General features: G+C 27.7%; 26 protein-coding genes, 1 tRNA gene and 1 other RNA gene. 22 read left to right on the top strand and 6 right to left on the bottom strand.

Annotated elements, in window-relative coordinates:
• Positions 1-45: 45 nt before the first annotated feature.
• Positions 46-708 carry a DUF554 domain-containing protein gene (locus tag H9660_RS10440; protein WP_207729459.1) on the top strand — a complete coding sequence of 221 codons (663 nt, stop codon included), beginning with the start codon at positions 46-48 and terminating at the stop codon, positions 706-708.
• Positions 709-869: 161 nt separating this feature from the next.
• Positions 870-1,022: a zinc-ribbon domain-containing protein gene (locus H9660_RS10435; protein ID WP_191750323.1), complete on the top strand. Its 153-nt coding sequence runs from the start codon at positions 870-872 to the stop codon at positions 1,020-1,022.
• A gap of 267 nt (positions 1,023-1,289) precedes the next feature.
• Here H9660_RS10435 and H9660_RS10430 read toward each other — a convergent pair whose 3' ends face one another.
• A complete protein-coding gene (locus tag H9660_RS10430; RefSeq protein WP_191750322.1) occupies positions 1,290-3,071 on the bottom strand; it encodes a cellulase family glycosylhydrolase in 1,782 nt (593 codons plus the stop codon).
• 171 nt (positions 3,072-3,242) lie between these two features.
• On the opposite strand from H9660_RS10430, the gene H9660_RS10425 reads away from it, so the two are divergent.
• From H9660_RS10425 to ffs, 5 genes are all read left to right on the top strand, one after another.
• Entirely contained in the window at positions 3,243-4,487 is a 1,245-nt protein-coding gene (locus H9660_RS10425; RefSeq protein WP_191750321.1) for an HlyC/CorC family transporter, read from the top strand.
• Positions 4,488-4,653: 166 nt separating this feature from the next.
• Positions 4,654-5,100, top strand: a complete 447-nt coding sequence (locus H9660_RS10420) for a nucleoside deaminase (protein WP_191750320.1) — start codon at positions 4,654-4,656, stop codon at positions 5,098-5,100.
• 14 nt (positions 5,101-5,114) lie between these two features.
• Positions 5,115-5,891, top strand: coding sequence for a prolipoprotein diacylglyceryl transferase (gene lgt / locus H9660_RS10415; RefSeq protein WP_191750319.1), 777 nt, complete (start codon positions 5,115-5,117; stop codon positions 5,889-5,891).
• A 299-nt stretch (positions 5,892-6,190) separates the two neighbouring features.
• Positions 6,191-6,280, top strand: a tRNA-Ser gene (locus H9660_RS10410).
• Between the two features lie 3 nt (positions 6,281-6,283).
• Positions 6,284-6,545: signal recognition particle sRNA large type (gene ffs, locus H9660_RS10405), an RNA gene on the top strand.
• 153 nt (positions 6,546-6,698) lie between these two features.
• Here the strand turns inward: ffs and H9660_RS10400 are convergent.
• Together H9660_RS10400 and H9660_RS10395 are read right to left on the bottom strand one after the other, a co-directional pair.
• Positions 6,699-7,193: a dihydrofolate reductase gene (locus tag H9660_RS10400; protein WP_191750318.1), complete on the bottom strand. Its 495-nt coding sequence runs from the start codon at positions 7,191-7,193 to the stop codon at positions 6,699-6,701.
• Positions 7,193-7,984 carry a thymidylate synthase gene (locus tag H9660_RS10395; RefSeq protein ID WP_191750317.1) on the bottom strand — a complete coding sequence of 264 codons (792 nt, stop codon included), beginning with the start codon at positions 7,982-7,984 and terminating at the stop codon, positions 7,193-7,195. Before H9660_RS10395 ends, H9660_RS10400 begins: the two co-directional genes overlap by 1 nt.
• Positions 7,985-8,207: 223 nt before the next feature.
• On the opposite strand from H9660_RS10395, the gene H9660_RS10390 reads away from it, so the two are divergent.
• From H9660_RS10390 to H9660_RS10325, 14 genes are all read left to right on the top strand, one after another.
• Positions 8,208-8,435, top strand: a complete 228-nt coding sequence (locus H9660_RS10390; protein WP_191750316.1) for a MerR family transcriptional regulator — start codon at positions 8,208-8,210, stop codon at positions 8,433-8,435.
• A gap of 121 nt (positions 8,436-8,556) precedes the next feature.
• On the top strand, positions 8,557-8,895 hold the full coding sequence (locus H9660_RS10385; RefSeq protein ID WP_191750315.1) for an inorganic diphosphatase: 339 nt from the start codon (positions 8,557-8,559) through the stop codon (positions 8,893-8,895).
• 1,425 nt (positions 8,896-10,320) lie between these two features.
• Positions 10,321-11,943 carry a DNA polymerase III subunit gamma/tau gene (dnaX, locus tag H9660_RS10380; RefSeq protein ID WP_191750314.1) on the top strand — a complete coding sequence of 541 codons (1,623 nt, stop codon included), beginning with the start codon at positions 10,321-10,323 and terminating at the stop codon, positions 11,941-11,943.
• A 113-nt stretch (positions 11,944-12,056) separates the two neighbouring features.
• Positions 12,057-12,401 (top strand): YbaB/EbfC family nucleoid-associated protein, encoded by a 345-nt coding sequence (locus H9660_RS10375; protein ID WP_191750313.1) that lies wholly within the window; start codon positions 12,057-12,059, stop codon positions 12,399-12,401.
• Positions 12,402-12,570: 169 nt separating this feature from the next.
• Positions 12,571-13,167 (top strand): recombination mediator RecR, encoded by a 597-nt coding sequence (gene recR, locus H9660_RS10370; RefSeq protein ID WP_191750312.1) that lies wholly within the window; start codon positions 12,571-12,573, stop codon positions 13,165-13,167.
• A 10-nt stretch (positions 13,168-13,177) separates the two neighbouring features.
• Complete coding sequence (gene cls, locus H9660_RS10365) at positions 13,178-14,713, top strand: cardiolipin synthase (RefSeq protein ID WP_191750311.1); 1,536 nt, start codon at positions 13,178-13,180, stop codon at positions 14,711-14,713.
• A gap of 87 nt (positions 14,714-14,800) precedes the next feature.
• Positions 14,801-15,058, top strand: coding sequence for a DUF2508 family protein (locus H9660_RS10360; protein WP_191750310.1), 258 nt, complete (start codon positions 14,801-14,803; stop codon positions 15,056-15,058).
• A gap of 44 nt (positions 15,059-15,102) precedes the next feature.
• Positions 15,103-15,351 carry a pro-sigmaK processing inhibitor BofA family protein gene (locus tag H9660_RS10355; RefSeq protein ID WP_191750309.1) on the top strand — a complete coding sequence of 83 codons (249 nt, stop codon included), beginning with the start codon at positions 15,103-15,105 and terminating at the stop codon, positions 15,349-15,351.
• A gap of 373 nt (positions 15,352-15,724) precedes the next feature.
• Entirely contained in the window at positions 15,725-15,889 is a 165-nt protein-coding gene (locus H9660_RS10350) for a hypothetical protein (protein WP_191750308.1), read from the top strand.
• Between the two features lie 178 nt (positions 15,890-16,067).
• Positions 16,068-16,517, top strand: coding sequence for a large-conductance mechanosensitive channel protein MscL (gene mscL / locus H9660_RS10345; RefSeq protein WP_191750307.1), 450 nt, complete (start codon positions 16,068-16,070; stop codon positions 16,515-16,517).
• A gap of 258 nt (positions 16,518-16,775) precedes the next feature.
• Positions 16,776-17,852, top strand: a complete 1,077-nt coding sequence (locus H9660_RS10340) for a pyridoxal-phosphate-dependent aminotransferase family protein (protein ID WP_191750306.1) — start codon at positions 16,776-16,778, stop codon at positions 17,850-17,852.
• A gap of 99 nt (positions 17,853-17,951) precedes the next feature.
• Positions 17,952-18,854 carry a D-2-hydroxyacid dehydrogenase gene (locus tag H9660_RS10335; RefSeq protein ID WP_191750305.1) on the top strand — a complete coding sequence of 301 codons (903 nt, stop codon included), beginning with the start codon at positions 17,952-17,954 and terminating at the stop codon, positions 18,852-18,854.
• Between the two features lie 168 nt (positions 18,855-19,022).
• Positions 19,023-20,258 carry a DUF1015 domain-containing protein gene (locus H9660_RS10330; RefSeq protein ID WP_191750304.1) on the top strand — a complete coding sequence of 412 codons (1,236 nt, stop codon included), beginning with the start codon at positions 19,023-19,025 and terminating at the stop codon, positions 20,256-20,258.
• Positions 20,259-20,534: 276 nt separating this feature from the next.
• Positions 20,535-21,041, top strand: a complete 507-nt coding sequence (locus H9660_RS10325) for a COG2426 family protein (RefSeq protein WP_191750303.1) — start codon at positions 20,535-20,537, stop codon at positions 21,039-21,041.
• 207 nt (positions 21,042-21,248) lie between these two features.
• Here the strand turns inward: H9660_RS10325 and H9660_RS10320 are convergent, their stop codons facing one another.
• Positions 21,249-21,941, bottom strand: coding sequence for a 5'-methylthioadenosine/adenosylhomocysteine nucleosidase (locus tag H9660_RS10320; RefSeq protein ID WP_191750302.1), 693 nt, complete (start codon positions 21,939-21,941; stop codon positions 21,249-21,251).
• Positions 21,942-22,258: 317 nt separating this feature from the next.
• On the opposite strand from H9660_RS10320, the gene H9660_RS10315 reads away from it, so the two are divergent.
• Positions 22,259-23,020, top strand: a complete 762-nt coding sequence (locus tag H9660_RS10315) for a tRNA threonylcarbamoyladenosine dehydratase (RefSeq protein WP_191750301.1) — start codon at positions 22,259-22,261, stop codon at positions 23,018-23,020.
• 65 nt (positions 23,021-23,085) lie between these two features.
• Here the strand turns inward: H9660_RS10315 and msrA are convergent, their stop codons facing one another.
• Together msrA and H9660_RS10305 are read right to left on the bottom strand one after the other, a co-directional pair.
• Entirely contained in the window at positions 23,086-23,556 is a 471-nt protein-coding gene (gene msrA, locus H9660_RS10310; RefSeq protein WP_191750300.1) for a peptide-methionine (S)-S-oxide reductase MsrA, read from the bottom strand.
• A gap of 73 nt (positions 23,557-23,629) precedes the next feature.
• On the bottom strand, positions 23,630-24,116 hold a 487-nt coding region (locus H9660_RS10305), incomplete at its 5' end, for a DUF4230 domain-containing protein (RefSeq protein ID WP_191750299.1).

Here is a 24,116-nt window from a genome sequence, read left to right as displayed (position 1 = left end):
ATAGAGAATAGGGAGGGGCTTAATATGATATATATATTATGAAATATGCTTGGAATTGAGATAGCAGGATTTGTAAGTAGTTATGCGAAAAAATTTATTTCAAAAACACAGCTACAAGCGATACTTATCATTGCTAATCTTTGTATTGCTGTTATTGGTATACAGGGAGCCATTACTACTAAAAATAATGTATTAATGATTGTTAGTTGTGTACTAGGAGCTATTATAGGAGTGAAATTGGATTTAGATAATAAATTCAATAAACTAGGATTGTTTTTAAAATCTAAATTTAAGAAAGCAGATGAGAACTTTGTTAAGGGGTTCATTACTGTATTTATGATTCAATGTGTAGGGTCTATGGCAATTGTAGGTCCATTGGATATTGGTCTTAAAAATGATTCATCTATATTAACTATCAAAATTATTTTAGATATATGCAGTACATTAATTTATGGAGCTATTTATGGTAGAAGTGTTATGTTAAGTGGTCCCTTTGTTTTTATATATGAAACAATAATTTTCTTTTTAGCAGGTATTCTACAACCAATCCTAACAACTGAGGTCATTAATGAGATTTCTGCAATTGGATCCTTACTTATTTTTGGAATGTCTTTAGATCTTTTAGGAATTATAAAGATGAAGATAGCTAATTATTTACCTGCGCTTTTAGTTCCAATTATATATTATATTTTTAATATGGTAGTATAGAAAATTTATTTTTAAAAAGTTCTTGCACTTATTAGAATATTATGGTAAGATAATTTGGTAGCCAAAAGCTAACAAAAAATAAGTTTCATTTGAATAAATAATTTCTCGGAAATTAGAGATTATTATCCATTTAGAATCTTTAATTTTAGGAGGAATATATTATGACAGATAAGACAATAGTATGTAAAGATTGCGGAAGTGAATTCATATTTTCAGTAGGAGAACAAGAATTCTACAAAGAAAAAGGATTCGATAATGAGCCAACAAGATGCGTATCTTGTAGAAGAGCTAGAAAGCAACAAAATAGAAGATAGTTTTGTTAATTTGAGAGCTTTAAGTATAACTTAGAGCTCTTTTTTAAATTTATTGGGCAGTATATGTGAACTAGAAAGAGGAAAATAAAGTGAATTTATAAATATCTTTATGATATGTTTTGATAAATAAAGAGCAAAGGTTCATAGTAGCATCCTTTCAAAAGCTACTTACCATATTAAAAAATACCTAGCAAAATTTTGCTAGGTATTTTTTTATGTATAGACCAGTATAAAAAGTTAGGACTTATTACTAACTATTTATAAATATTATTTTGATTTTATTATGAATCCTATATCAGATACTGACGAATTAGGATTTATAGTTTTATTGTAATGCAATGAATTTAGTGTTAGGCTATTACCAGCTGATATAGCTGATGAATTCCAAAAGTTTCTTAATTCGATATCATTTTTTAATGCTATATTTATAGTCCAATTATCAATTGTAGTTGAGGATGTATTAGTTAAGGTAATTCTATATAAATAACACATCTTCCCTGATTCTTCCCAAGAACTTTCAAGATTGATAGATGTACTTAAGTTTGAAGAAGCAGATGCTGATTTTATTAAATCTTTTTCAAAGCTAGTACTATTAGTCTCAGTAGAATTAGAATTATTGCTGCTATTATTGATTTTATCATTAGTGCTATTATTATTATTATTATTATTATTGCTAATAGAATTGGAAGTACTTTGATTATTATAGCTATTATTTGTTGAAGTATTTTCGTTATTATTTGATGAGATATTTTCAACATTATTAGTAGTATTTGAAGAATTATTAATAGTATTTGAAGAACTATTAATAGCATTTGAAGAGTTATTAATAGTACTATCTTCAGATTTTATTTCTTCTTTTGAATCTTCGACAACAAATTCATTTTCTTCCTCATCTATATAATCATTATTTTCATTTTTGGTATAATTTTTAGTTAGCATATACTTAATCCATTCACCACTTGCAGATAAATCTGAACTTGAAAAATTAACTGTTTCTTCTGTTAAATGACTTAAAATAGCTGAACTTTCATCTTTATTAGATAGATTCCAAGCAACATAACTTATATTATTTTTATTTAAAGCATTAATCCACTTATTAGATTCAGGGATATTTATGCTACCATTACCAGATGCGTCACATAATCCATATTCAGTAACGAAAATAGGAAGACCATTTTCTATAGCTTTATTCATTTTATTACGTAAATCATCTTTATGTGTATCAGCATAAAAATGTAATGAATACATTAAGTTATCATAATTTTCTATAGGTGACTCTGAGGCAATATCAACATCTTGTGACCAGTTAGGAGTACCTACTATTATTATTGAATCTGGAGCATTATTTCTTATTACAGGGATAACCTTATTAGAATATGATTTTATATCTTCCCAAGAAGTATCTCCATTTGGTTCATTACAGATTTCATATAAAATATGAGGGTCATTTCCATATTTTGATGAGACTTCATTAAAAAACTTTATTGCTTCATCTACATGAATTAATGGATTTTTATCATTTAATATATGCCAATCTACTATTACATACATATTTAATTCTTTAGCAGCATCAATACCTTTATAAATAAGGGACTTTAAATATTCTTTTTGATTATTATCACTTGAACAATAACCACCATAATCCTCTGTATACATAGATAATCTTATTACATTCATATTCCAATCCTCTTTAAAGGTTTTGAATGTATCTTTGTTAATATATTGAGGAAACCAAGCAATTCCATGAGTGCTTATACCTTTTAATTGAACAGGCTTATTATTTTTATCAGATAAAAACTTACCATTAACATGCAATTTTCCATAGTATGAATTTGAGGTAGCATTTTGAAGATCAACATATTCAAATAAAGTTGATTTCTTTTCTTCTTTTTTAGAAGTTGTAGTTAAGCTAACATTATCGGTATTTAAGTCATAGCCTATATTCGAATTTTCAATATTTCTATCATTTTGATAATCATAAGAGTTTGAACAACCTGTAAATTGTAAAATTATTATAAGAAAGCATGCAAATACTTTTTTAAAACTCATAATTTAATCCTCTTTTCATAAAATAATAAATATAATGAGATTATTATTATATTATAAATTAAACATAAATTTAAGCTAAAAATTACTTTAAAGTAGCTTATTTAATATAAATTCTATATAATAATACCTAAGCAAAAATATATAAATACTTAAATTAGGAGTGTGAAAAGAATGGAGAGTTATACGTGGCAAATAATATTATTAGTAATATTATTAGTTATGTCTGGGTTTTTCTCTATGTCAGAAACAGCTTTAATGGCTCTAAGTAAAATTAGAATAAGACATATGGTAGATGAGGGAGTTAAAGGAGCTAAGCTAGTTGAAAAGCTATGTGAGGATCCAAGTAAATTATTAGGAGCAATATTAATTGGAAACAATATAGTAAATATAGGTGCTTCGGCCCTTGCAACATCAGTAGCAGTTAAAGCTATTGGAGAAAGTGGAGTAGGGTTAGTTACTATAGTAATGACTATTTTAGTTCTTATATTTGGAGAAATAACTCCAAAATCTATAGCAAAACAAAATTCAGAAAAAGTGGCATTAAGAGTTAGTAAGCCAATAGGTATTATAGTAAAATTATTTAGACCGTTTATAGCAGTTTTTACTGCAATATCAGGGGTTTTTATAAAACTTTTAGGTGGAGATCCTAAAGCAACTGAGCCATTTATTACAGAAGAAGAATTAAGAACAATGGTTGGAGTAAGTGAAGAAGAAGGTGTCCTTGAAGATGTAGAAAAGGAAATGATATTTAACGTTTTTGAATTTGCTGATTCTCAAGTAAAGGATGTTATGGTTCAAAGAGTTGATATAGTAGCTGTAGATATAAATGCTACATATGATGAAGTTATAAATATAATTAAAACAGAACAATTTTCTAGAATACCTGTTTATAATCAAAATATAGATGATGTTGTAGGAATACTTAACGTAAAAGATTTAATAATGGCAACAAAAAGTAATGAAAACTTCAAGATATCTGATTATATGAGAGAACCTTACTATACTTTTGAATACAAAAAGATAGTTGAATTGTTTAAAGAAATGCAAAAAACAAGAAATCATATGGCTGTAGTTCTAGATGAATACGGTGGAAATGTTGGTATAGTGACTATCGAAGATTTAATTGAAGAAGTAGTAGGAGAAATCGAAGACGAATATGATGACGAAAAAGATAGTGATATCATAGTAGTTAAGGAAGATGAATACATTGTAGATGGTAGTGCTAGGCTTGATACTATTGGAGATTTAATAGGAGTTACTATGGAATCAGAAGAATTTGACTCTGTGGGAGGGCTAATTATTGGTGAATTAGGTAGATTCCCAGAAAAGAACGAAGAAGTTAAAGTAAACACTATTAGATTTGTAGTAGAAGATATAGATAAGAATAGAATTAAGAAGGTTAGAATATTCACCTGATTTAAATGTAGATTGTAGAAGTAAGAATGTAAAATTAAGGTAGTTTTGCATGGCAAAACTTAAATTAGATTGGTGTAGAGCACCTTCTATTTAAAAATCCTTTGGATTTTTTCCTTAATTCTACATTCTTCATTTTTAATTTTTAATTATAAAAAGGGGTTTTATCATGGATTATATGGAGATTGCAATAGAGGAAGCTAAAAAGGCATATAACAAGGGAGAGGTCCCTGTTGGTGTAGTAATAGTTAAGGATGGGGAGATAATATCAAGGCAACATAACTTAAAGGAGGAAAGGAAATTAACGACGGGACATGCTGAGATATTGGCTATAGAAGAGGCAAGTAGGTTGTTAGATAATTGGAGACTTTCTGGTTGTGAAATGTATGTTACTTTAGAGCCTTGTCCTATGTGTGCTTCTGCAATAGCTCAAAGTAGGATATCAAAATTATTTATTGGAACATTTAATAAAGATATGGGAGCATGCGGTTCGACTATTAACTTATTAGATTATGATATATTTAATTGGAAAGTTGATGTAAAATGGTGTTATAATCAAATATGTAGTGATTTATTAACAAGATTTTTTGAGAATAGAAGAAATAAGATGAATTAAAAGGAGGGAGAAATATGAATCCAATAGCTTTTGAAGTTTTTGGTTTAGAAATTAGATGGTATGGAATAATAATATCAATGGGCGTTCTAGCAGCTATGTTATTAATATACCTACTAGCTAAAAAGAAAGACCTTAATTATGATACTATAATAGATGCATTTTTAATTACTTTTCCAATATCAATAATAGGAGCTAGATTGTATTATGTAGCTTTTGAATATCAAAATTATCATTCCTTTATGGATGTAATTAATATTAGAAATGGTGGAATGGCTATTCATGGTGGAGTTATAGCAGCTTTACTTTCAGGATATATTTTTGCAAAGTATAAGAAAATTAATTTTTTAAAGTATGTTGATGTTATAATGCCAGGAGTAATATTAGCTCAAGCAATAGGACGCTGGGGAAACTTTATGAACCAAGAAGCTCATGGGGGGCCTGTAACTAAAGAATTTATAAGCAAATTCCCAGAGTTTATTCAAAATGGTATGCTTATAAAAGGAACTTACTATCATCCAACATTTTTATATGAATCTATATGGAATTTAATAGTTTGTTTAATATTAGTATACATACTTCTTAAAAAGAAAGAAGGTAAGGATGGAATTATACTTGGAGGATATATGATTTTATATTCTATAGGTAGATTCTTTATAGAAGGATTAAGAACAGATAGCTTAATGTTTATGGGGCTGAGAACAGCTCAAATGGTAAGCTTACTAGGAATAATATTAGGAATAATACTGATTATATGGGTAAATAAAACAAGTAATAAACCAAAGAGTGTTTAAATAATAGTTAAATTTTAAAGCATTAAAATATCATAGTAAGGTGACTTGAAGCTGTAAGTCAGAACCTGAATATGATACTTTAATGCTTTTTTATTTTTTTAGAAAATTATATCTATGGAGAATCTGTATATAATGTTTATCTCTTTTTTCATTATTTCTTCTAATCCTTGCAATATTGCTTGGTATATGATAATATATAGCAGTAGTTAAAATTAAATAGGCATAATAAAACTATTTTTATTATACTATTAATTGAACTTGCTCCTATGAACATATGTAAATAGTGAGTTTTATAGTATGGAGAGATGTCCGAGTGGTCGAAGGAGCACGCCTGGAAAGCGTGTATAGGGGAAACTCTATCAGGGGTTCAAATCCCCTTCTCTCCGCCATGGCCGTGCTAGATGGGGAGTTAGCGGTGCCCTGTAACCTGCAATCCGCTGTAGCAGGATTGAATTCCTAGTCTAGGCCTTAATCTGTAGAGCCTGCCTATGCAAGTGGTGTTGATGGCAAGATCCCATACGACGTAAGTGCGTGAACCTCGTCAGGTCCGGAAGGAAGCAGCGATAAGCGATTACTGCGTGTGATATGGATAAATCTTGTCAGAGCTAACTACATAGTAACGTCTATAGATTATTGTCGAAGCTAGGTGCACGGTTTAATTTTTTAGGCCTTTCTTATAAGAAGGGTTTTTTTAATGTAAAGGTAAAAATAAACAAATTATTATTTATAGGTTACTCTTCAATAGGATTAACATACAATAGGACAAAGAAAGCGAGGGAATTCCTTTAAGGAATACCCTCGTTTTCTTTATATATTATTTATTAAGTTAATAAAATCAAATTTTAAATTGTCGGATTCATTTATTTGAATATCGGATTGATATTCTATAGTCCATTTATTAGCATCTATTTCAGGAAAAGTAGTATCTCCTTCAAAGTCCTTATAAACTCTAGTTAAATAAAGCTTTTTAGTATAAGGCATAAGAGTTTTATAAATTTCTCCACCACCAATTATAAATACTTCTTCCTCTGTATCTTTAAATTTTGATATAACCTCAGAAATATCATTAATAATAGTTACATCATCAGAATCTACATTGAAACTCTTATCTCTAGTGATAACTATATGATGTCTATTAGGTAACACTTTAGGTAGTGATTCAAAGGTTTTTCTACCCATTATAATAGTATGGCCAGAGGTAATGTCCTTAAATCTTTTTAAATCCTCAGATATATGCCATAAAAGCTTATTATCACCACCAATTACATCATTACTAGCCTTTGCTACTATAATTGATAGCATTATACACTTACCTCCATTTTAATTGGATCATGGTGTTTATAATCTATAAGTTTAATATCATCTACAGTGAAATCGTAGAAGTTAGTGATTTCTGGATTTATCCACAGCTTAGGTGCATCATAATCCTCATTAACTCTAGTAAGTTGAAGCTTCATCCCTTCAAGTTGGTTTTCATATATATGGGCATTATTTATAACATGTGTAAATAGTCCTGGCTTTAGATTAGTTACCTGAGCTATTAAGTGAACTAATACAGCATATTGGCTGGTGTTAAATGGAACTCCTAAAGGTATGTCCCCTGATCTTTGGACAAGCATACAATTTAAATAGCCATCATTTACATCCCATAATGTTTGATAACAGCATGGTTGTAATGTCATTTCAGGTAAATCTTCAATATTCCACATAGACATTATCATTCTTCTGTCCTGTGGATTAGTTTTTAAAGTTTCAATAAGCTTATCAATTTGATTGAATTTAGCTATTTGGTAGCCATAAGCCTTACCTATAGTATTATTTTCATCCACCCATTCATCCCAAATGTGAACATTTTGCTCTTGTAGCTTTGTAACATCATTTGATTGATCCCTATATATCCATAGCATTTCCTTTACAGCAGTTTTAAATGCAACCTTCTTAGTAGTTAAGATAGGAAATTCTTTTTGTAAATTGAACTGCATAATTTGATGAGGAAGCTTGTATGTAGGCATTCCAGTTCTATTATTATCATAATATCCATTATCTAATATGTCTTTAACAATAGATAGATATTTTTTATCATATAAACTCAAATTATATCCCTCCTTATTTAATATAAAAATATTGTAACACAATATATAGAAGAAGGAAAAATAAATAAAATGTTTATATTTTACAATATATGGTATGATATTATAGAAATAAAGGTGGTTGAGGTATGAGTAAGGATAGGATTTTAATTGTTTCTATATTTTTTTAGTTTTATTAATTGTTATTGCAGCTAATAAAATTTCAAAGGCTATAGAGAATGATGGAATGAATGTATCTAATGGATTATCAAGAGAGTTAAACAATATAAATAATACAAATGGGGATATATTTATTAATAATGTTAATAATGATATTTTAGATATTTATACTGCTTCTGAGTATTTAGGGATATCAGAGGATCAAATAAGAGAAATAATGAGAAATGAAAAATCTAAGATTCCATATATAGAGATCAAAGGAGATGTTAGATTTAGTAAAAAAAGCATTAGATAAATGGATTGAAGAATCTAATTTTAAAATGTAGATTTTGGTGAATTTTATAATATATAAATAATTGTAATAGATAAGAGTTTAAGGTTTTCAACATATATTAAACAAGAGAAGGAGAAATAAGTTGGAAGAATATTTAGGAAGGTTTGTAAAGGTTATAGTAGATAGGCCGCTTGGCACGAAGCATCCATCTCATAGATTCTTTTATCCTATTAACTATGGATATATTCCGGGAACTGTTTCTGGAGATGGAGAAGAAATAGATGCATATATAATTGGTGAATTTGAACCTTTAGATAATTATAATGGGTTTGTAGTAGCTATAATAAAGAGAGAAAACGATAATGAAGATAAATTAGTGGTTTGTAAGGAAAAGAATAAATATAATGAAGATCAAATAAAAGCTTTAGTTGAATTTCAAGAAAGATTTTTTTTAACAACCATAAAAATGAATAATAATTAAGTTAATAATTATGAAAATAAAAGGGAGAATACTTATGTTTAATATATCAAAGACTCAAATTGCTATTTAATTGATGTTTTTATACTGTTTATTGAAGTAACTTTGCTTTAGTATGTTTATTTGATACTAATGATAGCATGATAGGGTATTTATTATCATTAATAGCAGCCGATTCAATGTTTAAAGAGGTAAGAAGAATTAATGCATAAGATATAGAAACTTATCTACAAGAAAAAATATAATTGGTTTAATTATAAATTATCTAATTAAAAAGATTTATAAAATACATATTAAAATTTAGGGATCAAATAGAATAAATTGGAAAGAGTTATTTTATACTATCTTTCTTCCTGTTTTTATTTGATAAAAATCTTGAATTTTTTAGCATAATAATATAATATATAAATATAATTGGAAATTTTGAAGGAGATAAAAATATGGAATTTTATATAAATATATTAAAAAATGAAATTCTATATAGTAATTTACAGTCAAAAATAGCTGCAAAACTATAGAATTGGGTTAGTGCGACCTTTTTTAGCGTATTTTTGAAGAAAATTATTTGAAAACCTTCAATTTAAATTTTAAATTATAAGAAGAAGTTCAATTTATTGCTTTCTAAACATCCAAAAATGTTAAAAAAAGTAATATATTTATTCGTAAATAGATGTAAGTTAATTTTTTTAGATATGAAGAATCATATTAATAAAATGATTTTAACTTTAATGTAAGTAGTGATTTAAATAGTATTTAATTAAATATAAATTTTAATTTTTAAAGGAGTTCAATTTCAAATTTGAGCTCCTTTTTTTATGTATAAAATGATAAAAATATATTTTAAATCATGATTTCTGTAATTATTATTCCTTAGTGTTGAAGGAATAATAATATTTTAAATAGGGAAACTTTAAGACTATCTTGTAAAGGTCTAAATTAATAAATCTAATGGCGGAGTGTATTATTACATTAAGTGAGCAAATGGATAAACATTGTATGAGATTGACTTGGAGCACATGCGACGAAGTAAGGAATATAATGTTTATCTATTTTATTTAAGTAGAATTATACAGGTGGGAATATAAATTTTTGCTAACAACAAAAATGGTATTTATTTTTAATATATGTATTAATATAACTTTTATAGAAAATAAATATAAATAAAAATCTTATTGTTTAAAATTTAACGATAAAAATTAGAAAAAAATATATAAATTAACATGAGGGAAAAACGTTGAAAATTTCATGAAGGATTAAAAGTTGTAACTTGCAAGATTTTTTTGAAGGGATGAAAGATTGAAATCGAAAACTTTCATTTTTTAAAACTTCATTAATTGGAGGCTTTAGTCTATAATTAAATAAAGGTTTAAAAATAATTAGATAATAATTAACTTATGTAAAGAAAAATAATTAATAAGGAAGGATTTTATGGGATATACAGCTTTATATAGAGAATGGAGACCACAAAACTTTTATGATATAGTTGGTCAAGAACATATAACTACTACAGTTAAGAATCAGATATTAAATGATAGGATAGCTCATGCATATCTTTTCTGTGGAACTAGAGGAACTGGTAAAACTACAACAGCTAAGGTTTTTGCTAAGGCTTTAAATTGTCTTGATTTACATGATGGAGAGCCTTGTAATAAGTGTGAAATGTGTCAAAAGATAAATGATGGGTTAGCTATTGACGTTACAGAGCTTGATGCTGCATCTAATAATGGTGTTGATAAAATTAGAGATATCATTGATGATGTTAAGTATCCACCACAAGAAGCTAGATATAAGGTTTATATAATGGACGAAGTTCATATGCTATCTACTGGGGCTGTAAATGCTTTTTTAAAGACATTAGAAGAGCCGCCAAAGAACGTAATATTTATTTTGGCAACTACAGATCCACAAAAGCTACCTATTACTATTTTATCTAGATGTCAAAGATTTGACTTTAAAAGAATAAATAATAATGAAATTACAGGAAGACTTAGAAAAATAGTTACTGAGCAAAATGCATTAGCTGATGATAGAAGTTTAAATTTAATTGCAAGAGTTTCCGATGGAGCTATGAGAGATGCATTAAGTATATTAGATCAAGCAATATCTATGGGAAATGGTGCAGTAGAATATGATGTTCTTATAAGCATGTTAGGGCTTGTTACTAATGATCATTTATTTAATTTAACTAATGCAGTTATTCAAAGAAATGTTGAAAAATCTATAAGTATAATAGATGAAGTTGTTTATGCAGGAAAGGATATTTACTTATTTATTAAGGATTTAGTAAGCCATTATAGAAATATTCTTATGGCTAAGGTTACTAATAATCCAGAGGAAGTATTAGATATGTCAGAGGAAAATATAGCTTTAATTAAAGAACAGGCAGCAAAGCTTAGGGCAGAAGAAGTTATGAGATATATTAGAATACTTCAAGAAACAGAGGTAAATGCTAAGCTTAGTAAGCAAGCTAGATTATATTTAGAACTTGCGATAATAAAAATGTGTAAAATAGAGTATGACACTTCTAATGAAGTTATTTTAAGTAGAATAAATAAATTAGAGGAAGGCTTAAAAAATGGAAGTCTTAAGGTTGTAAGTGCAGCTCCAAATCCTGATTCAAATAAAAGACCTGATAATGTACAGAAGGAAATTAAAAGAGAAGTTAGAAGCTCTATAAACACTAATATATCTGGTAATGAAAATTCTAAAGTTACATTAAGTGATATTCAAAGGGCTTGGAAGGATATATTAGAAAGGTTTAAAGCTAGAAGAAAGATGATAATTTATGCTTCTATGGTTACTGGAAAACCTGTAGAGTGTAAGAATGGAATTTTAACTATAGAATATGAAGATCAATATAAGTTTAATAAAGATAGATTAGAAAAGCCTGAAAATAAAGCTGTTATACAAGAAGTATTAGCAGAAATATTTAGGGAAGATATGAAGATAGTGTTTGAAGTTGAAGAAGCATCTGGAAATTCCGAAAAATCAACAGAAGCTATGCTAATAGAGTCATTAGGTGCTGATATGGTAGATATTTTAGATGAATAATGTCTACATAAATAAGTATAATAAAAATATGATTAATGACGTCATAACGGTAGTAAAATAAAGAGAAATACTATATAATAAAGAATAGATTTTATATTAAGGAGGATGTTTTTATGGCAAGAGGAGGATTCCCAGGCGGATTTGGGGGAGGAAATATGAATAACCTAATGAAGCAAGCACAAAAGCTTCAAAAGGAAATGGAGCAAATGCAAAAGGACCTAGAAACTAAAGAATTTGAGGTTTCAGTAGGTGGCGGAGCCGTAGTTGTAAAGGCAAATGGTAAAAAAGAAATAGTTTCTATAAATATAAAACCAGAAGTAGTAGATGCTGATGATGTTGAAATGTTAGAAGATCTAGTACTAAGCGCAGTAAATGAAGCATTAAGAAAAGCAGAAGAAGAAAGCGCAAACAAAATGGGAAAATTAACTGGTGGAATGAACATACCAGGATTATTCTAAAGATAAAGCAAGGGGCTGTCGAATAGACAGCCCAAATAAGAATTAATAATTAAAAATGAAGAATTATGGATGTAATTTGTTCCAAATTACTAAAATAAAATATTTAAATCAAAAAAAACTCCTAAGGGAGTTTTTTCATTAATTTTACATTTCAAGTGAGGTGATTTTTATGGATTTTTATCCAGTTGCTATAGAAAAACTTATTGAAGAGTTTGCCAAGCTACCAAGTATAGGGCAAAAAACAGCTCAAAGATTAGCATTACATGTTTTAAATCTTCCACAAGATGAAGTTAGAGAGTTTGCGGATGCACTAGTTAAAGCAAGAGGAACTATAAAATATTGTTCTATATGTGGAAATTTTACAGATTCAGATCCTTGTGCAATATGCTCTAATCCAAGTAGAGATAAGGATATAATTTGTGTAGTTGAGCAACCAAAAGATATAATGACTATGGAAAAAGTTAAAGAATATAATGGAACTTATCACGTTTTACATGGTAATCTTTCTCCAATGCAGGGAAGAGGACCGCAAGATATTAGAATAAGAGAGCTAGTTGCAAGAATGAGTGCAGATGTAAAAGAAGTAATACTTGCAACAAATCCTAATATTGAAGGGGAAGCAACAGCAATGTACATTTCTAGAATATTAAAACCTTTAGATATTAGAGTAACTAGAATAGCATCAGGTATTCCAGTTGGAGGAGACTTAGAATATGCTGATGAAGTAACTCTTTCAAAGGCCTTAGAAGGTAGAAAAGAAATATAAAGGTGATTATATGGGAAAGTTATTAAAATTCTTATTTAGTAGAATGGTTATTGTTGGGCTACTTATATTCATTCAACTTAGCATTTTAATATTTACAATATGGAAGTTATCAGAATCGTTTCTTTATTTATATGTACTATTCACTGCTATAAGTATCTTTGCAGTTATTTATATATTAAGTACAAAGGATAATCCATCTTATAAGTTAGCTTGGGTAATACCAGTTTTACTTGTTCCTGTTTTTGGAGGATTATTTTACTTGTTATTTGGATCTAGAAGAACTACTAAAAAGTTTAGATCTAGAGTAAGTAATATTTATAAAGAAACATCAAAATATTTAATACAAGATGAAGATATTTTAAATGAAATTGAAAAGGATGATAAGTCCTTTGCAAATCAAGTTAGATATTTAAATAATTATGGAGAAAGCCCAATTTATAAAAATACAATAACTAAATACTTATCACCAGGAGAAGAATTCTTTGAAGAATTAAAAAAAGAGTTAAGAAAAGCTAAAAAATATATATTTATGGAATACTTTATAATTCAAGAAGGAGTTATGTGGAATAGCATCTTAGAAATCTTGGAGGAAAAAGTAAAGGAAGGTGTAGAAGTCAGATTAATATATGATGATATGGGATGCCTTCAAACCTTACCATATAAATATTATGAAAAGTTAAGAGCAAAAGGAATAAAGTGTTTAGTGTTTAATCCTTTTGTACCATTTTTATCAGTAATAATGAATAATAGAGATCATAGAAAAATTACTGTAATTGATGGTCATACAGCTTTTACTGGTGGAATAAATTTAGCTGATGAATATATTAATGAAATAGTACGTTTTGGTCATTGGAAGGATGCATCTATAATATTAAAAGGAGATGCAGTTTGGAATTTAACTATTATGTTTCTTCAAGCATGGCAATTTACCTGTGGTGAAAAAGAAGATTATGAAAAGTATAAGCCTAACATAAATTATGAAGGTATATTTGATAATGATGGATATGTTCAACCTTATGGAGATAGTCCTTTAGATGATGAAACTGTGGGAGAGTATGTATATTTAAATATTATAAATAAAGCAGAAGATTACATTTATATAAATACTCCATACTTGATAGTAGACAATGAATTAGTAACAGCTTTAAGGTTAGCTGCTAAAAATGGAGTAGAAGTTATAATAGTAACTCCTCATATAGAAGATAAGTGGTATGTGCATTTAGTTACCAGAGCAAATTATGCTCAATTAATAGAAGCTGGAGTAAAGATATATGAATATACACCAGGATTTATACATTCAAAAACTTTTGTATCAGATGATAAAATAGGTGTAGTTGGAACTATAAATATGGATTATAGAAGTCTTTATTTACATTTTGAAAATGGGGTATTATTGTATAAAACTAAATCTGTTTTAGAAATTAAGAAAGATTTCTTAGAGACATTAAAAGCTTGTCAAGAAATTACTTTAGAGGATTGTAATAAGATAAAATGGTCAAATAAATTTATCACAGCTATATTAAGGGTATTTTCTCCTTTAATGTAAAAGTTGTATTATAAATTTTGAACTTCTTTGAATAATTCAAATAGAAAATGGACAGTATTGTAATAGGAATTATTTAGGAGGTTGAAAATGAATAAAAAATTTATTTTAGATTTATTATTTAAAGATACAGATAAGATCAAGAGAGAATATAGTGAAGATGATATTACCTTGTTAAATAATATTACAGATACAATAAAAGAGATGGAAGTAGCAGGGGCATTATTTAATTATGTTAGTGATCCTAAATTAATAGAATTAGCAATTCATGCTGAAGATGCTGCAAAAACAAGATATGATTATTTAATAAGTATTGCTAAAAGTAGAGATTTAAGAAAAATAGATTAATAAAATTTTTAGGTAATGAATAATAATTAAATGGAGGGGATTATATGGATTTAAATTTAATATTATATGGTCTAATAGGTTTAGTGCTTCTTTATTTAATAATAAAAGTTTTAAAATGGCCACTTAAAATATTACTAAATGGAGTAATAGGTATAGTATTATTATATTTAACTAATTTAGTTGGATCTTATTTTGGATTCGCTATAGGAATCAATTGGATAACAGCTTTAATAGCTGGATTCTTAGGAGTTCCTGGAGTTATATTTTTAGTAATATTTCAGTTATTTCTATAATTTATAATTATAAAACTAAGGTGGAATATCTCACGATTATTTAGTGAGATATTCCACCTTTTATGTTTATAATCTTTATTATTAAGTTTTGAAGTATTAAAATATCATAGCAAGATGACCTAGATCTTGCGACGGAACCTGGATATGATATTTTAATACTTCCATTTATTATAAAGTTATTTAAATAACCTCTTATTTTGAGAGAGGGAACTAAAAGTTCCCTAAACTTTTATAGATGGGAGTTAGAAGTTTTTATTAATGAGTGAAAGCTTCTTATATCATCAATATATGAAAATTTATAATGTTTGTTACTATTAATTTTTTTTCTGTATGATAGAATATATTTATTAATTTACTATATGGAGGTGATAAAATGCCAGCAGGAAATGGAGTAAATTGTAATTACTGTCCAGAACATAAGAAAACATGCAATGGGGATGACACTGGATGTCTATGTTATAAATGTCCAAGGCATTTAGGACAATGTATATGCGTTAAATACTGTAGAGAAACAGAATCTATATTAACCTTTGAATAAAAATAAAACATTTTTATAATGAAAAATTAAAAATTAAGAATGAAGAATTAATGAAAAAATCCTTCGGATTTTTACATAAAGATACTTTTAAAACATATAATTTATGTTTTGCTATGCAAAGCAACTTTAATTTTAAATTCTTAATTCTACATTCTACATTTAGATTGGAGGTTTTTTTATGAATGAAAAAGGTAAAAAGTTTATAACAGAATTTAAGGAGTTTGCATTAAAGGGAAATGTACTAGACTTAGCAATTGGGGTTATTATTGGGGGAGCTTTTAATAAGATAGTATCGTCATTAGTAAATGATATAATAATGCCCCCAATTGGAGCTATAACTGGTGGAGTTGATTTTAAAGATCTTGTATACATATTAAAACCAGCAATAGGAGACAACCCTGCTGTTACATTAAATTATGGTGCTTTTATTCAAAATGTTGTAGATTTCTTTATTATAGCATTATCAATCTTTATATTTATTAAGGTAGTTTCTAAATTAAATAAAAAGAAGAAAGATGAAAGTAATGAAGAAGAGATAAAAGAAGAGGAACCAAAGCTTACAATAGAACAAGAGTTACTAACTGAAATTAGAGATTTATTAAAGCAAAATGATAGTGAACAAAAATAAAATGTTTGAATAAAGTAATACTCTTATAATTTTTTTGATTCAGTTTTCAAAGAGATAAACATTGTATGACGGCAACTTGGAGCGTATGCGACGGAGTAAGGAATATAATGTGTATCTCTTTTTTATAGTAATATATTTCGAATATTCTAATAAATATTCAAAATTATTAATAAAATAGTTGTTAATAATATGAAAAAGTAGTAAAATTAACAATAAAAATAAGCAATAAGCAAAATAATTATAATGGGGGATTAGGAAATGCATAAAAAATTATTTATTCCTGGACCAGTTGAGGTAAGACCAGATGTTTTGGAAAAAATGGCAAAACCGATGATTGGTCATAGAAGCAAAGAAGCTTCTGAGCTTCAAAGAAGAATTAGTGATAATTTAAGGAAGGTATTTTTTACTGAAAGTGAAATACTTTTGTCAACTACGTCAGGTAGTGGACTTATGGAAGGGGCCATAAGATCATGTACAGCTAAGAGGGCAGCTGTGTTTTCCGTGGGGGCATTTGGAAAACGATGGTATGAAATGGCGATTTTTAATAATGTTGCTGCTGATATATTTGAAGTGGAAATGGGAAAAGCTGTTACACCAGAAATGGTTGATAAAGAACTTTCCACTGGAAAATATGATTTAGTTGCAGTTACTCATAATGAAACTTCAACAGGAGTTATGAATCCTATTAAAGAAATAGGAGAAGTTGTGAAAAAATATCCTGAGGTAGTATTTATAGTTGATACTGTAAGTTCTGCTGCTGGAACTAAGATAGAAGTAGATAATATTGGAATTGATGTATGTATAACATCTAGCCAAAAGGCTTTGGGCTTGCCTCCTGGACTAGCTGTATGTACTTTTTCTAATAAGGCTAAGGAAAGAGCAGAAAAAGTTCCAAATAGAGGTTTCTATTTAGATTTATTGTCATTATATAAGTATATTCAAAAGAAGGATTATCAATATCCATCCACACCATCTATACCTCATATGTATGCACTTGATTATCAGCTAAATTATATTCTAAATGAAGAAGGGCTAGAGAATAGATTTAATAGACATTTAGAAATGGCTAAGGTAGTTAGAGAATGGGCAAAGAAATATTTCGAGTTATTTCCAGATGAAAATTATTTATCTAATACGTTAACAACAGTAAAAAATAGTAGAGGAATAGATGTTTCAGCTTTAAATAAGGAGCTTGGAAAAAGAGGATTTCAAATATCAAATGGATATGGAAGCTTGAAGGATAAAACATTTAGAATAGCTCATATGGCAGATTGTAAAATAGAAGATATAAATGAACTTTTAAGTAATATAAATGATATTTTAGGATTAGAATAAAACAATATAAGACAATAAGTGTATATACTATAGAAATATAATAAGAGACTATATAGAGGAGTCTCTATTATATTTTTTGTTTAATAGGGGGTAATAAAAATGTATAATATTTTAATTAGTGATGGATTACAAGAAAAGGCTATAAATAATTTAATAAATTTAGGCTTTAATATTACAGATAAACATTATAATAAAGAAGATTTAGGTGAAGCTCTTAAAGAATATGATGCTTTAGTAATAAGATCAGCTACAAAGGTAACAAGAGATATTTTAGAAGTTGCAAAGGAAGGTAAACTAAAACTAATAGTAAGAGCAGGCGTTGGAGTAGATAATATAGATGTAATAGCAGCTGATGAATTTGGTATTACTGTAAGGAATACTCCTAATTCTAGTTCAGATTCAGTAGCAGAATTAGCTTTAGCTCATATGTTTGCAGTAGCAAGATTTGTTGGAACTTCTAATTATACTATGAGAAATGGTGAGTGGAATAAGAAGAAGTATGAAGGTGTAGAGCTAAGTGGTAAAACTTTAGGAATTGTTGGAATGGGAAGAATAGGAAGGTCATTAGCTGATAAGGCTACTGCTTTAGGAATGAAGGTAGTGTATAATGATGCTTTTGGTAAAGTAGATGGAGTAAAATATAATTTTGTAGAATTAAATGAATTACTTTCAGCTTCTGATTTTATATCTCTTCATGTTCCTTATGATAAAAATTTAGGTTCTTTAATAGGTAAAAAAGAATTAGAAATAATGAAGGATGGAGTTTATCTAATTAACTGTGCTAGGGGAAGAGTTGTCGATGAGGAAGCTCTATTAGAAGCATTAGATAATGGAAAAATTGCAGGTGCTGGAATTGATGTATTTGAAATAGAACCCAATACTAATGAAGCTTTAGTTAATCATCCAAGAGTTAGTTGTACTCCTCATATAGGTGCATCAACTATGGAAGCTCAAGAAAGAATAGGAGATGAAGTAGTCTCTGTAATTAAAGAATTCTTTTAGGATTCTTTAGGAAAATATAAAAATGTTACCCCGTGAATAAAATTTTTATATTTTCCAACCTTCAGTTTGTAAGTGTTAAAATATCATAACAAGGTGACTTGGAGCTTGTGACGGAACCTGGACATGATACTTTAACACTTTTATTAAGCTAAAATGGGAGGAATTTTAATGGCAGTAATTAGACCTTTTAAGGCAATAAGACCTGTAAAGGAATTTGTAGATAAGATAGCGGCATTACCTTATGATGTTATGAATAGTGAAGAAGCGCGTGAAATGGTAAAGGATAATCCATATTCATTTTTGCATGTAGATAAGGCTGAGGTAGATTTACCTTTAGATGTAGATGTGTATGATGAGAAGGTTTATGCTAAGGCAAAAGAGAATTTAGATAAAATGATAGATGCTGGTCTCTATATGGAAGATGAAAAACCAAACTACTATATTTATAGACAAGTTATGAAGGGAAGAAGTCAAACCGGTTTTGTTGCATGTGCATCAATAGATGATTACAGTAATAACATTATTAAGAAGCATGAATTAACAAGAGAAGATAAGGAAATAGATAGAATAAATCATCTTTATAACTGTGAGGCGCATACTGGTCCAATATTCTTAACTTATAGAGAAGATAAGAATATTTCAAATATAGTAAATGAATGGATTAAGAAAGAACCTATATATGATTTTAAAGCTGAAGATGGAGTAGCTCATACTATTTGGATTATAGATGATGAAGATACAGTTAATAAATTGCAAGAACTATTTAAGTCAGTAAAATATTTATATATTGCTGATGGACACCATAGAACAGCTTCAGCAGCAAAGGTTGGCCATATAAAAAGAGCAGAAAAAGATAGTTATACTGGAGAAGAGGAATTTAATTTCTTCTTATCTATATCATATCCAGATAGCGAATTAGAAGTATTGGATTACAATAGAACGGTTAAGGATTTAAATGGGCTTTCTACTGAAGAATTTTTTAAAAAGATAGAAGAAAAATTTGAAGTTATTGAAAGTGATGAACAAGTTAAGCCTAAGGAAAAGCATACCTTTGGAATGTATTTAGAAAAACAATGGTATTTGTTAAAGGCTAAAAGTGGAATATTTAACCCAGAAGATCCTGTAGATAGATTAGATGTATCAATACTACAAAATAATTTGTTAAGACCGATACTAGGAATAGATAATCCAAGAAAATCTAAAAGAATAAAATTTATAGGTGGAATAAGAGGGTTAAATGAGCTTGAAAAAAGAGCTAATACAGATATGAAAGTTAGTTTCTCTATGTATCCTACAACAACAGAAGATATAATGGCAATTGCAGATAGTGGAGAAATTATGCCACCAAAATCAACATGGTTTGAGCCAAAACCTAGAAGTGGATTATTTATTCACAAGTTCTAAGAGGGTTAATCAAAATAAAAAAATAATATGTAATAGATAGATATTATATAAATGTAACTTGTAGTTTACAAAGAAGCAAGGAATATAATATTTATCTATTTTTTTTAATTTTTAGGGAAATTATAAAAGTGTTAATATATGAATAATATTTTAAAACTTTCTTACGTTTAATAGAAAAATACTTGAATACTATGTATTTATTATGTAATCTTATATATGGTAACAAAAGTATTTTGAAAATGATATTTAAGGAAAAAAGAGTATAAGGAGTATATTATGACAGATTCGTTAATTAATTGGTTTACAAACACATTAAGTTTTATGCCAAAAGAACTTATAGCATTTATAATATCAATGATGCCTATTTTAGAGTTAAGAGGTGGATTAGTAGCAGCTTCATTATTAGGAATTGGAGTATTTAATGCAATAATTATATGTGTTATAGGAAATATAATTCCTATTCCATTTATATTATTCTTTATTACACCAATATTTAATTGGATGAAAAATACTAAGTTATTTAGACCAATAGTAGAAAAATTAGAGTCTAAATCAATGGCTAAAAGTGAACAAATTCAAAAATATGAATTTTGGGGACTTGCACTATTTGTAGGAATACCATTACCAGGAACAGGAGCTTGGACAGGAGCTCTTATAGCAGCACTACTTGGAATTAAAACAAAAAAGGCCTCATTAGCAATCTTCACAGGAATAATAATAGCAACAATAATAATGACTATTATATCCTACGGAATTCCATGGGTAATCCAAGCAATAGCATAAAATAAATATTTATAAAAATAAGACTCCATAGTGAGTTCTTATTTTTTTATTATTACTTTTACTTTAAATATAGATATAAGAACATAGTCTTATGGATTTAAAGTAAAGTCATTAAATTTGCTTAAATATAAGAAAAAGAGGTGAAATGTAATGTTGCGTTGACTTGGAGCGAATGCAACGGAAAAAGCAACATTACATTTCTACCTCTTAAATTTTATTAAGCATATTTTTTAATATGATAGTTGAATTTCTTACTGCTATAGGAATGAATTTTTCATAATCCATGTGAGCACCATTATTAGCATTATCAGAAATAGATCTAATAACTACACAAGGAACATTATTTAAATAACAAACTTGAGCTATACTTGCACCTTCCATTTCACATGCCATAGCTTTAAATTCTTCTTCAAACCATTTAATTTTATCCACACTTGAAATAAATTGATCCCCAGAAATTATTCTGCCCGAGAAAGTATTTATTTCTTTGATTTCCTCACAAGCATCTAAAGCAGCTTTTACTAAAGTTTTATCACATTTAAAATCAAAAGTATCTAATCTTGGAATTTGACCATGAGGATCTCCAAAAGCTGTAGTATCCATATCATGTTGAACTAAATTAGTACCAACTACAACATCTCCAGGATAAATATCCTTACCAATTCCTCCAGCAACTCCAACATTTATTATAGAAGTAACATTAAATTCAGATATTAATATTTGAGAACAAACAGCTGCATTAACTTTACCAATACCACAAACTACTGCGATAATATCCTTATCTCCTAAAGTACCCTTATAAAAAGTCATATTAGCTCTTTTAGTTTCTTCTTTTATATCCATATCCTTTAAAAGAAGCTCTAATTCTTCTGACATTGCACTTATAATTCCTAAAATCATAAATCTTCCTCCTTAGAGTTATTTATATATAATTTAAATCTTATAATATCTTAACATAATATATAATTTATTTAAATGAAATAAAAAATTTCATATAATAATACCTTTTTATGCTTTATAAATTATAAAACTGTTATCATGTGAATAATTCTTTTTATTTACTTGAGAAGTCTCTTAATAATTTCGCTTATAAATAGATAAATATTTTAACACTTCATTTACAATGAAAAAGAAATTATTATTGTATAATGGATAAAAATAAGATATATTAAATTTAAATATTTTAAAATTAGGATAAATATAAAGGAGAGAAATTAATGATACAACATCCATTGTCTAGGACAGAACTACTTGTAGGAAAAGATGGCCTAGAAAAATTAAAAAATGCAAAAGTAATGGTATTCGGCGTTGGAGGAGTAGGAAGCTTTGCAGTAGAGGCATTAACTAGAGCTGGTGTAGGAACTTTAATATTAGTAGATGACGATACTGTATGTTTAACTAATTTAAATAGACAAATACATGCTACATTTAATACAATAAGTAAAGTTAAAGTTGATGTTATGAAGGAAAGAATTCTTTCTATAAATAGAAAATGTAATGTAATAACTCATCAAATTTTTGTTACACCTGAAAACTTAGCTGAATTAATTCCTGATGATGTTGATTATGTAATAGATGCAATAGATACAGTATCTGCAAAAATTGCATTAGCACAATATTGTTATGAAAAAGGAATTAATATAATAGCTTCAATGGGAACAGGAAATAAAATGGACCCAACACAATTTAAGGTATCAGATATATATAAAACAAAGGTTTGTCCGCTTGCAAAAGTTATGAGATATGAACTTAGAAAAAGAGGAGTTAAAAATCTTAAAGTTGTTTATTCGGAAGAAAAGCCAAGAAAGCCTAAGGATGAAGATGTAGTTACTTGTAAAACAGGATGTGTTTGTACAGGTGGTACTAAAAAGTGTGCATCAAAAAGACAAATACCAGGAAGTATATCATTTGTTCCGCCAGTAGCAGGAATGATTTTAGGTGGGGAAGTAATAAAATCTATATTAGATATTAATGAGTAAAAGGGGCTACTTTATGTAGTCCCTTAAATTATAATATTAATCAAATTATTATAATGTCATGAATATTATAATTTTATATGGCAATAGCCATTAGGATTTTTCTTTAAATATTTTTGATGATATTCCTCAGCTTTATAATAATTAGTTAATGGAACAACTTCTGTAACTATTTTTTTATCATAATTTTTCTGAATTTCTTCTTTACTTTTTAATATAATATCTAAATCAGAAGAATCTAAATAATATATGCCTGTTCTATATTGGCTTCCTACATCAGGGCCTTGTCTATTTAGAACTGTAGGATCAATTATTGACCAATATTCTTTTAGTAAAGATTCTAAGGATAGAACTTTTTCATCATATTCAACTAAGCAAGCTTCTGCAAAATAAGTATTTTTATAACATACATCTTCATAGGTTGGATTTTCAGTTCTTCCATTAGAATAACCAACTTCTGTATAAGTAACCCCATTTATTCGAGATAAAAACTCTTCAACTCCCCAAAAGCATCCACCGGCTAAAACTATCTTTTTCATTTTGTCACTCTCCTTATATATATATTTAATAATTTATTTAATATTATACATCTAAAATAAATAATAAATATATTTATTTAAAGGAAATATTAATTTTAAATTCATCACCGATAATAGGTTGTAATAATTGTATTATAGATGTTTTTGAGTTTATAAGGGCTTTATCATATATATTATTATCTTGTAAAGTTTCTCTAAAACTGTTATCTACCATTTCTTGAATTAAGTCAAATTCTTCTGATGTAAGATTTATGTCCCCAAATCTAAATAATCCATTAGATGTATCTTCATATATTGTTTTATCTCTAAGTATATTGATATTAAAAATTTCAGGTTTAGTAATAGTAAGATTTAATGTAGAATTACTTTTATTTATTTTGATGTCTTCATCAGTAATTAAAGATAAATCTATATAATAAGAGCAATTTGCAAAGAATTTTATTCTTTTATATTTTTCAAAAACCTCAAGATTTCCAAAGCTTTTATCTATAGTAATTATTTTAGAAAGTTCAATTTCTAAGGGAATAATTTTACTTGTATTTTTTATTTCATTAATTAAA

The sequence above is a fragment of the Clostridium gallinarum genome (assembly GCF_014836325.1).
In the GTDB taxonomy this organism is placed as follows: Bacteria; Bacillota; Clostridia; order Clostridiales; family Clostridiaceae; genus Clostridium; species Clostridium gallinarum.
This window is presented reverse-complemented; position numbering and strand designations above follow the sequence as displayed.

Bases quoted from the DNA above. Each gene is read 5' to 3' on its own strand.
- H9660_RS10440 (WP_207729459.1), top strand. From the start codon at position 46: ATGCTTGGAATTGAGATAGCAGGATTTGTAAGTAGTTATGCGAAAAAA.
- H9660_RS10435 (WP_191750323.1), top strand. From the start codon at position 870: ATGACAGATAAGACAATAGTATGTAAAGATTGCGGAAGTGAATTCATA.
- H9660_RS10430 (WP_191750322.1), bottom strand. From the start codon at position 3,071: ATGAGTTTTAAAAAAGTATTTGCATGCTTTCTTATAATAATTTTACAA.
- H9660_RS10425 (WP_191750321.1), top strand. From the start codon at position 3,243: ATGGAGAGTTATACGTGGCAAATAATATTATTAGTAATATTATTAGTT.
- H9660_RS10420 (WP_191750320.1), top strand. From the start codon at position 4,654: ATGGATTATATGGAGATTGCAATAGAGGAAGCTAAAAAGGCATATAAC.
- lgt (WP_191750319.1), top strand. From the start codon at position 5,115: ATGAATCCAATAGCTTTTGAAGTTTTTGGTTTAGAAATTAGATGGTAT.
- H9660_RS10400 (WP_191750318.1), bottom strand. From the start codon at position 7,193: ATGCTATCAATTATAGTAGCAAAGGCTAGTAATGATGTAATTGGTGGT.
- H9660_RS10390 (WP_191750316.1), top strand. From the start codon at position 8,208: ATGAATGTATCTAATGGATTATCAAGAGAGTTAAACAATATAAATAAT.
- dnaX (WP_191750314.1), top strand. From the start codon at position 10,321: ATGGGATATACAGCTTTATATAGAGAATGGAGACCACAAAACTTTTAT.
- H9660_RS10375 (WP_191750313.1), top strand. From the start codon at position 12,057: ATGGCAAGAGGAGGATTCCCAGGCGGATTTGGGGGAGGAAATATGAAT.
- recR (WP_191750312.1), top strand. From the start codon at position 12,571: ATGGATTTTTATCCAGTTGCTATAGAAAAACTTATTGAAGAGTTTGCC.
- cls (WP_191750311.1), top strand. From the start codon at position 13,178: ATGGGAAAGTTATTAAAATTCTTATTTAGTAGAATGGTTATTGTTGGG.
- H9660_RS10360 (WP_191750310.1), top strand. From the start codon at position 14,801: ATGAATAAAAAATTTATTTTAGATTTATTATTTAAAGATACAGATAAG.
- H9660_RS10355 (WP_191750309.1), top strand. From the start codon at position 15,103: ATGGATTTAAATTTAATATTATATGGTCTAATAGGTTTAGTGCTTCTT.
- H9660_RS10350 (WP_191750308.1), top strand. From the start codon at position 15,725: ATGCCAGCAGGAAATGGAGTAAATTGTAATTACTGTCCAGAACATAAG.
- mscL (WP_191750307.1), top strand. From the start codon at position 16,068: ATGAATGAAAAAGGTAAAAAGTTTATAACAGAATTTAAGGAGTTTGCA.
- H9660_RS10340 (WP_191750306.1), top strand. From the start codon at position 16,776: ATGCATAAAAAATTATTTATTCCTGGACCAGTTGAGGTAAGACCAGAT.
- H9660_RS10335 (WP_191750305.1), top strand. From the start codon at position 17,952: ATGTATAATATTTTAATTAGTGATGGATTACAAGAAAAGGCTATAAAT.
- H9660_RS10330 (WP_191750304.1), top strand. From the start codon at position 19,023: ATGGCAGTAATTAGACCTTTTAAGGCAATAAGACCTGTAAAGGAATTT.
- H9660_RS10325 (WP_191750303.1), top strand. From the start codon at position 20,535: ATGACAGATTCGTTAATTAATTGGTTTACAAACACATTAAGTTTTATG.
- H9660_RS10320 (WP_191750302.1), bottom strand. From the start codon at position 21,941: ATGATTTTAGGAATTATAAGTGCAATGTCAGAAGAATTAGAGCTTCTT.
- H9660_RS10315 (WP_191750301.1), top strand. From the start codon at position 22,259: ATGATACAACATCCATTGTCTAGGACAGAACTACTTGTAGGAAAAGAT.
- msrA (WP_191750300.1), bottom strand. From the start codon at position 23,556: ATGAAAAAGATAGTTTTAGCCGGTGGATGCTTTTGGGGAGTTGAAGAG.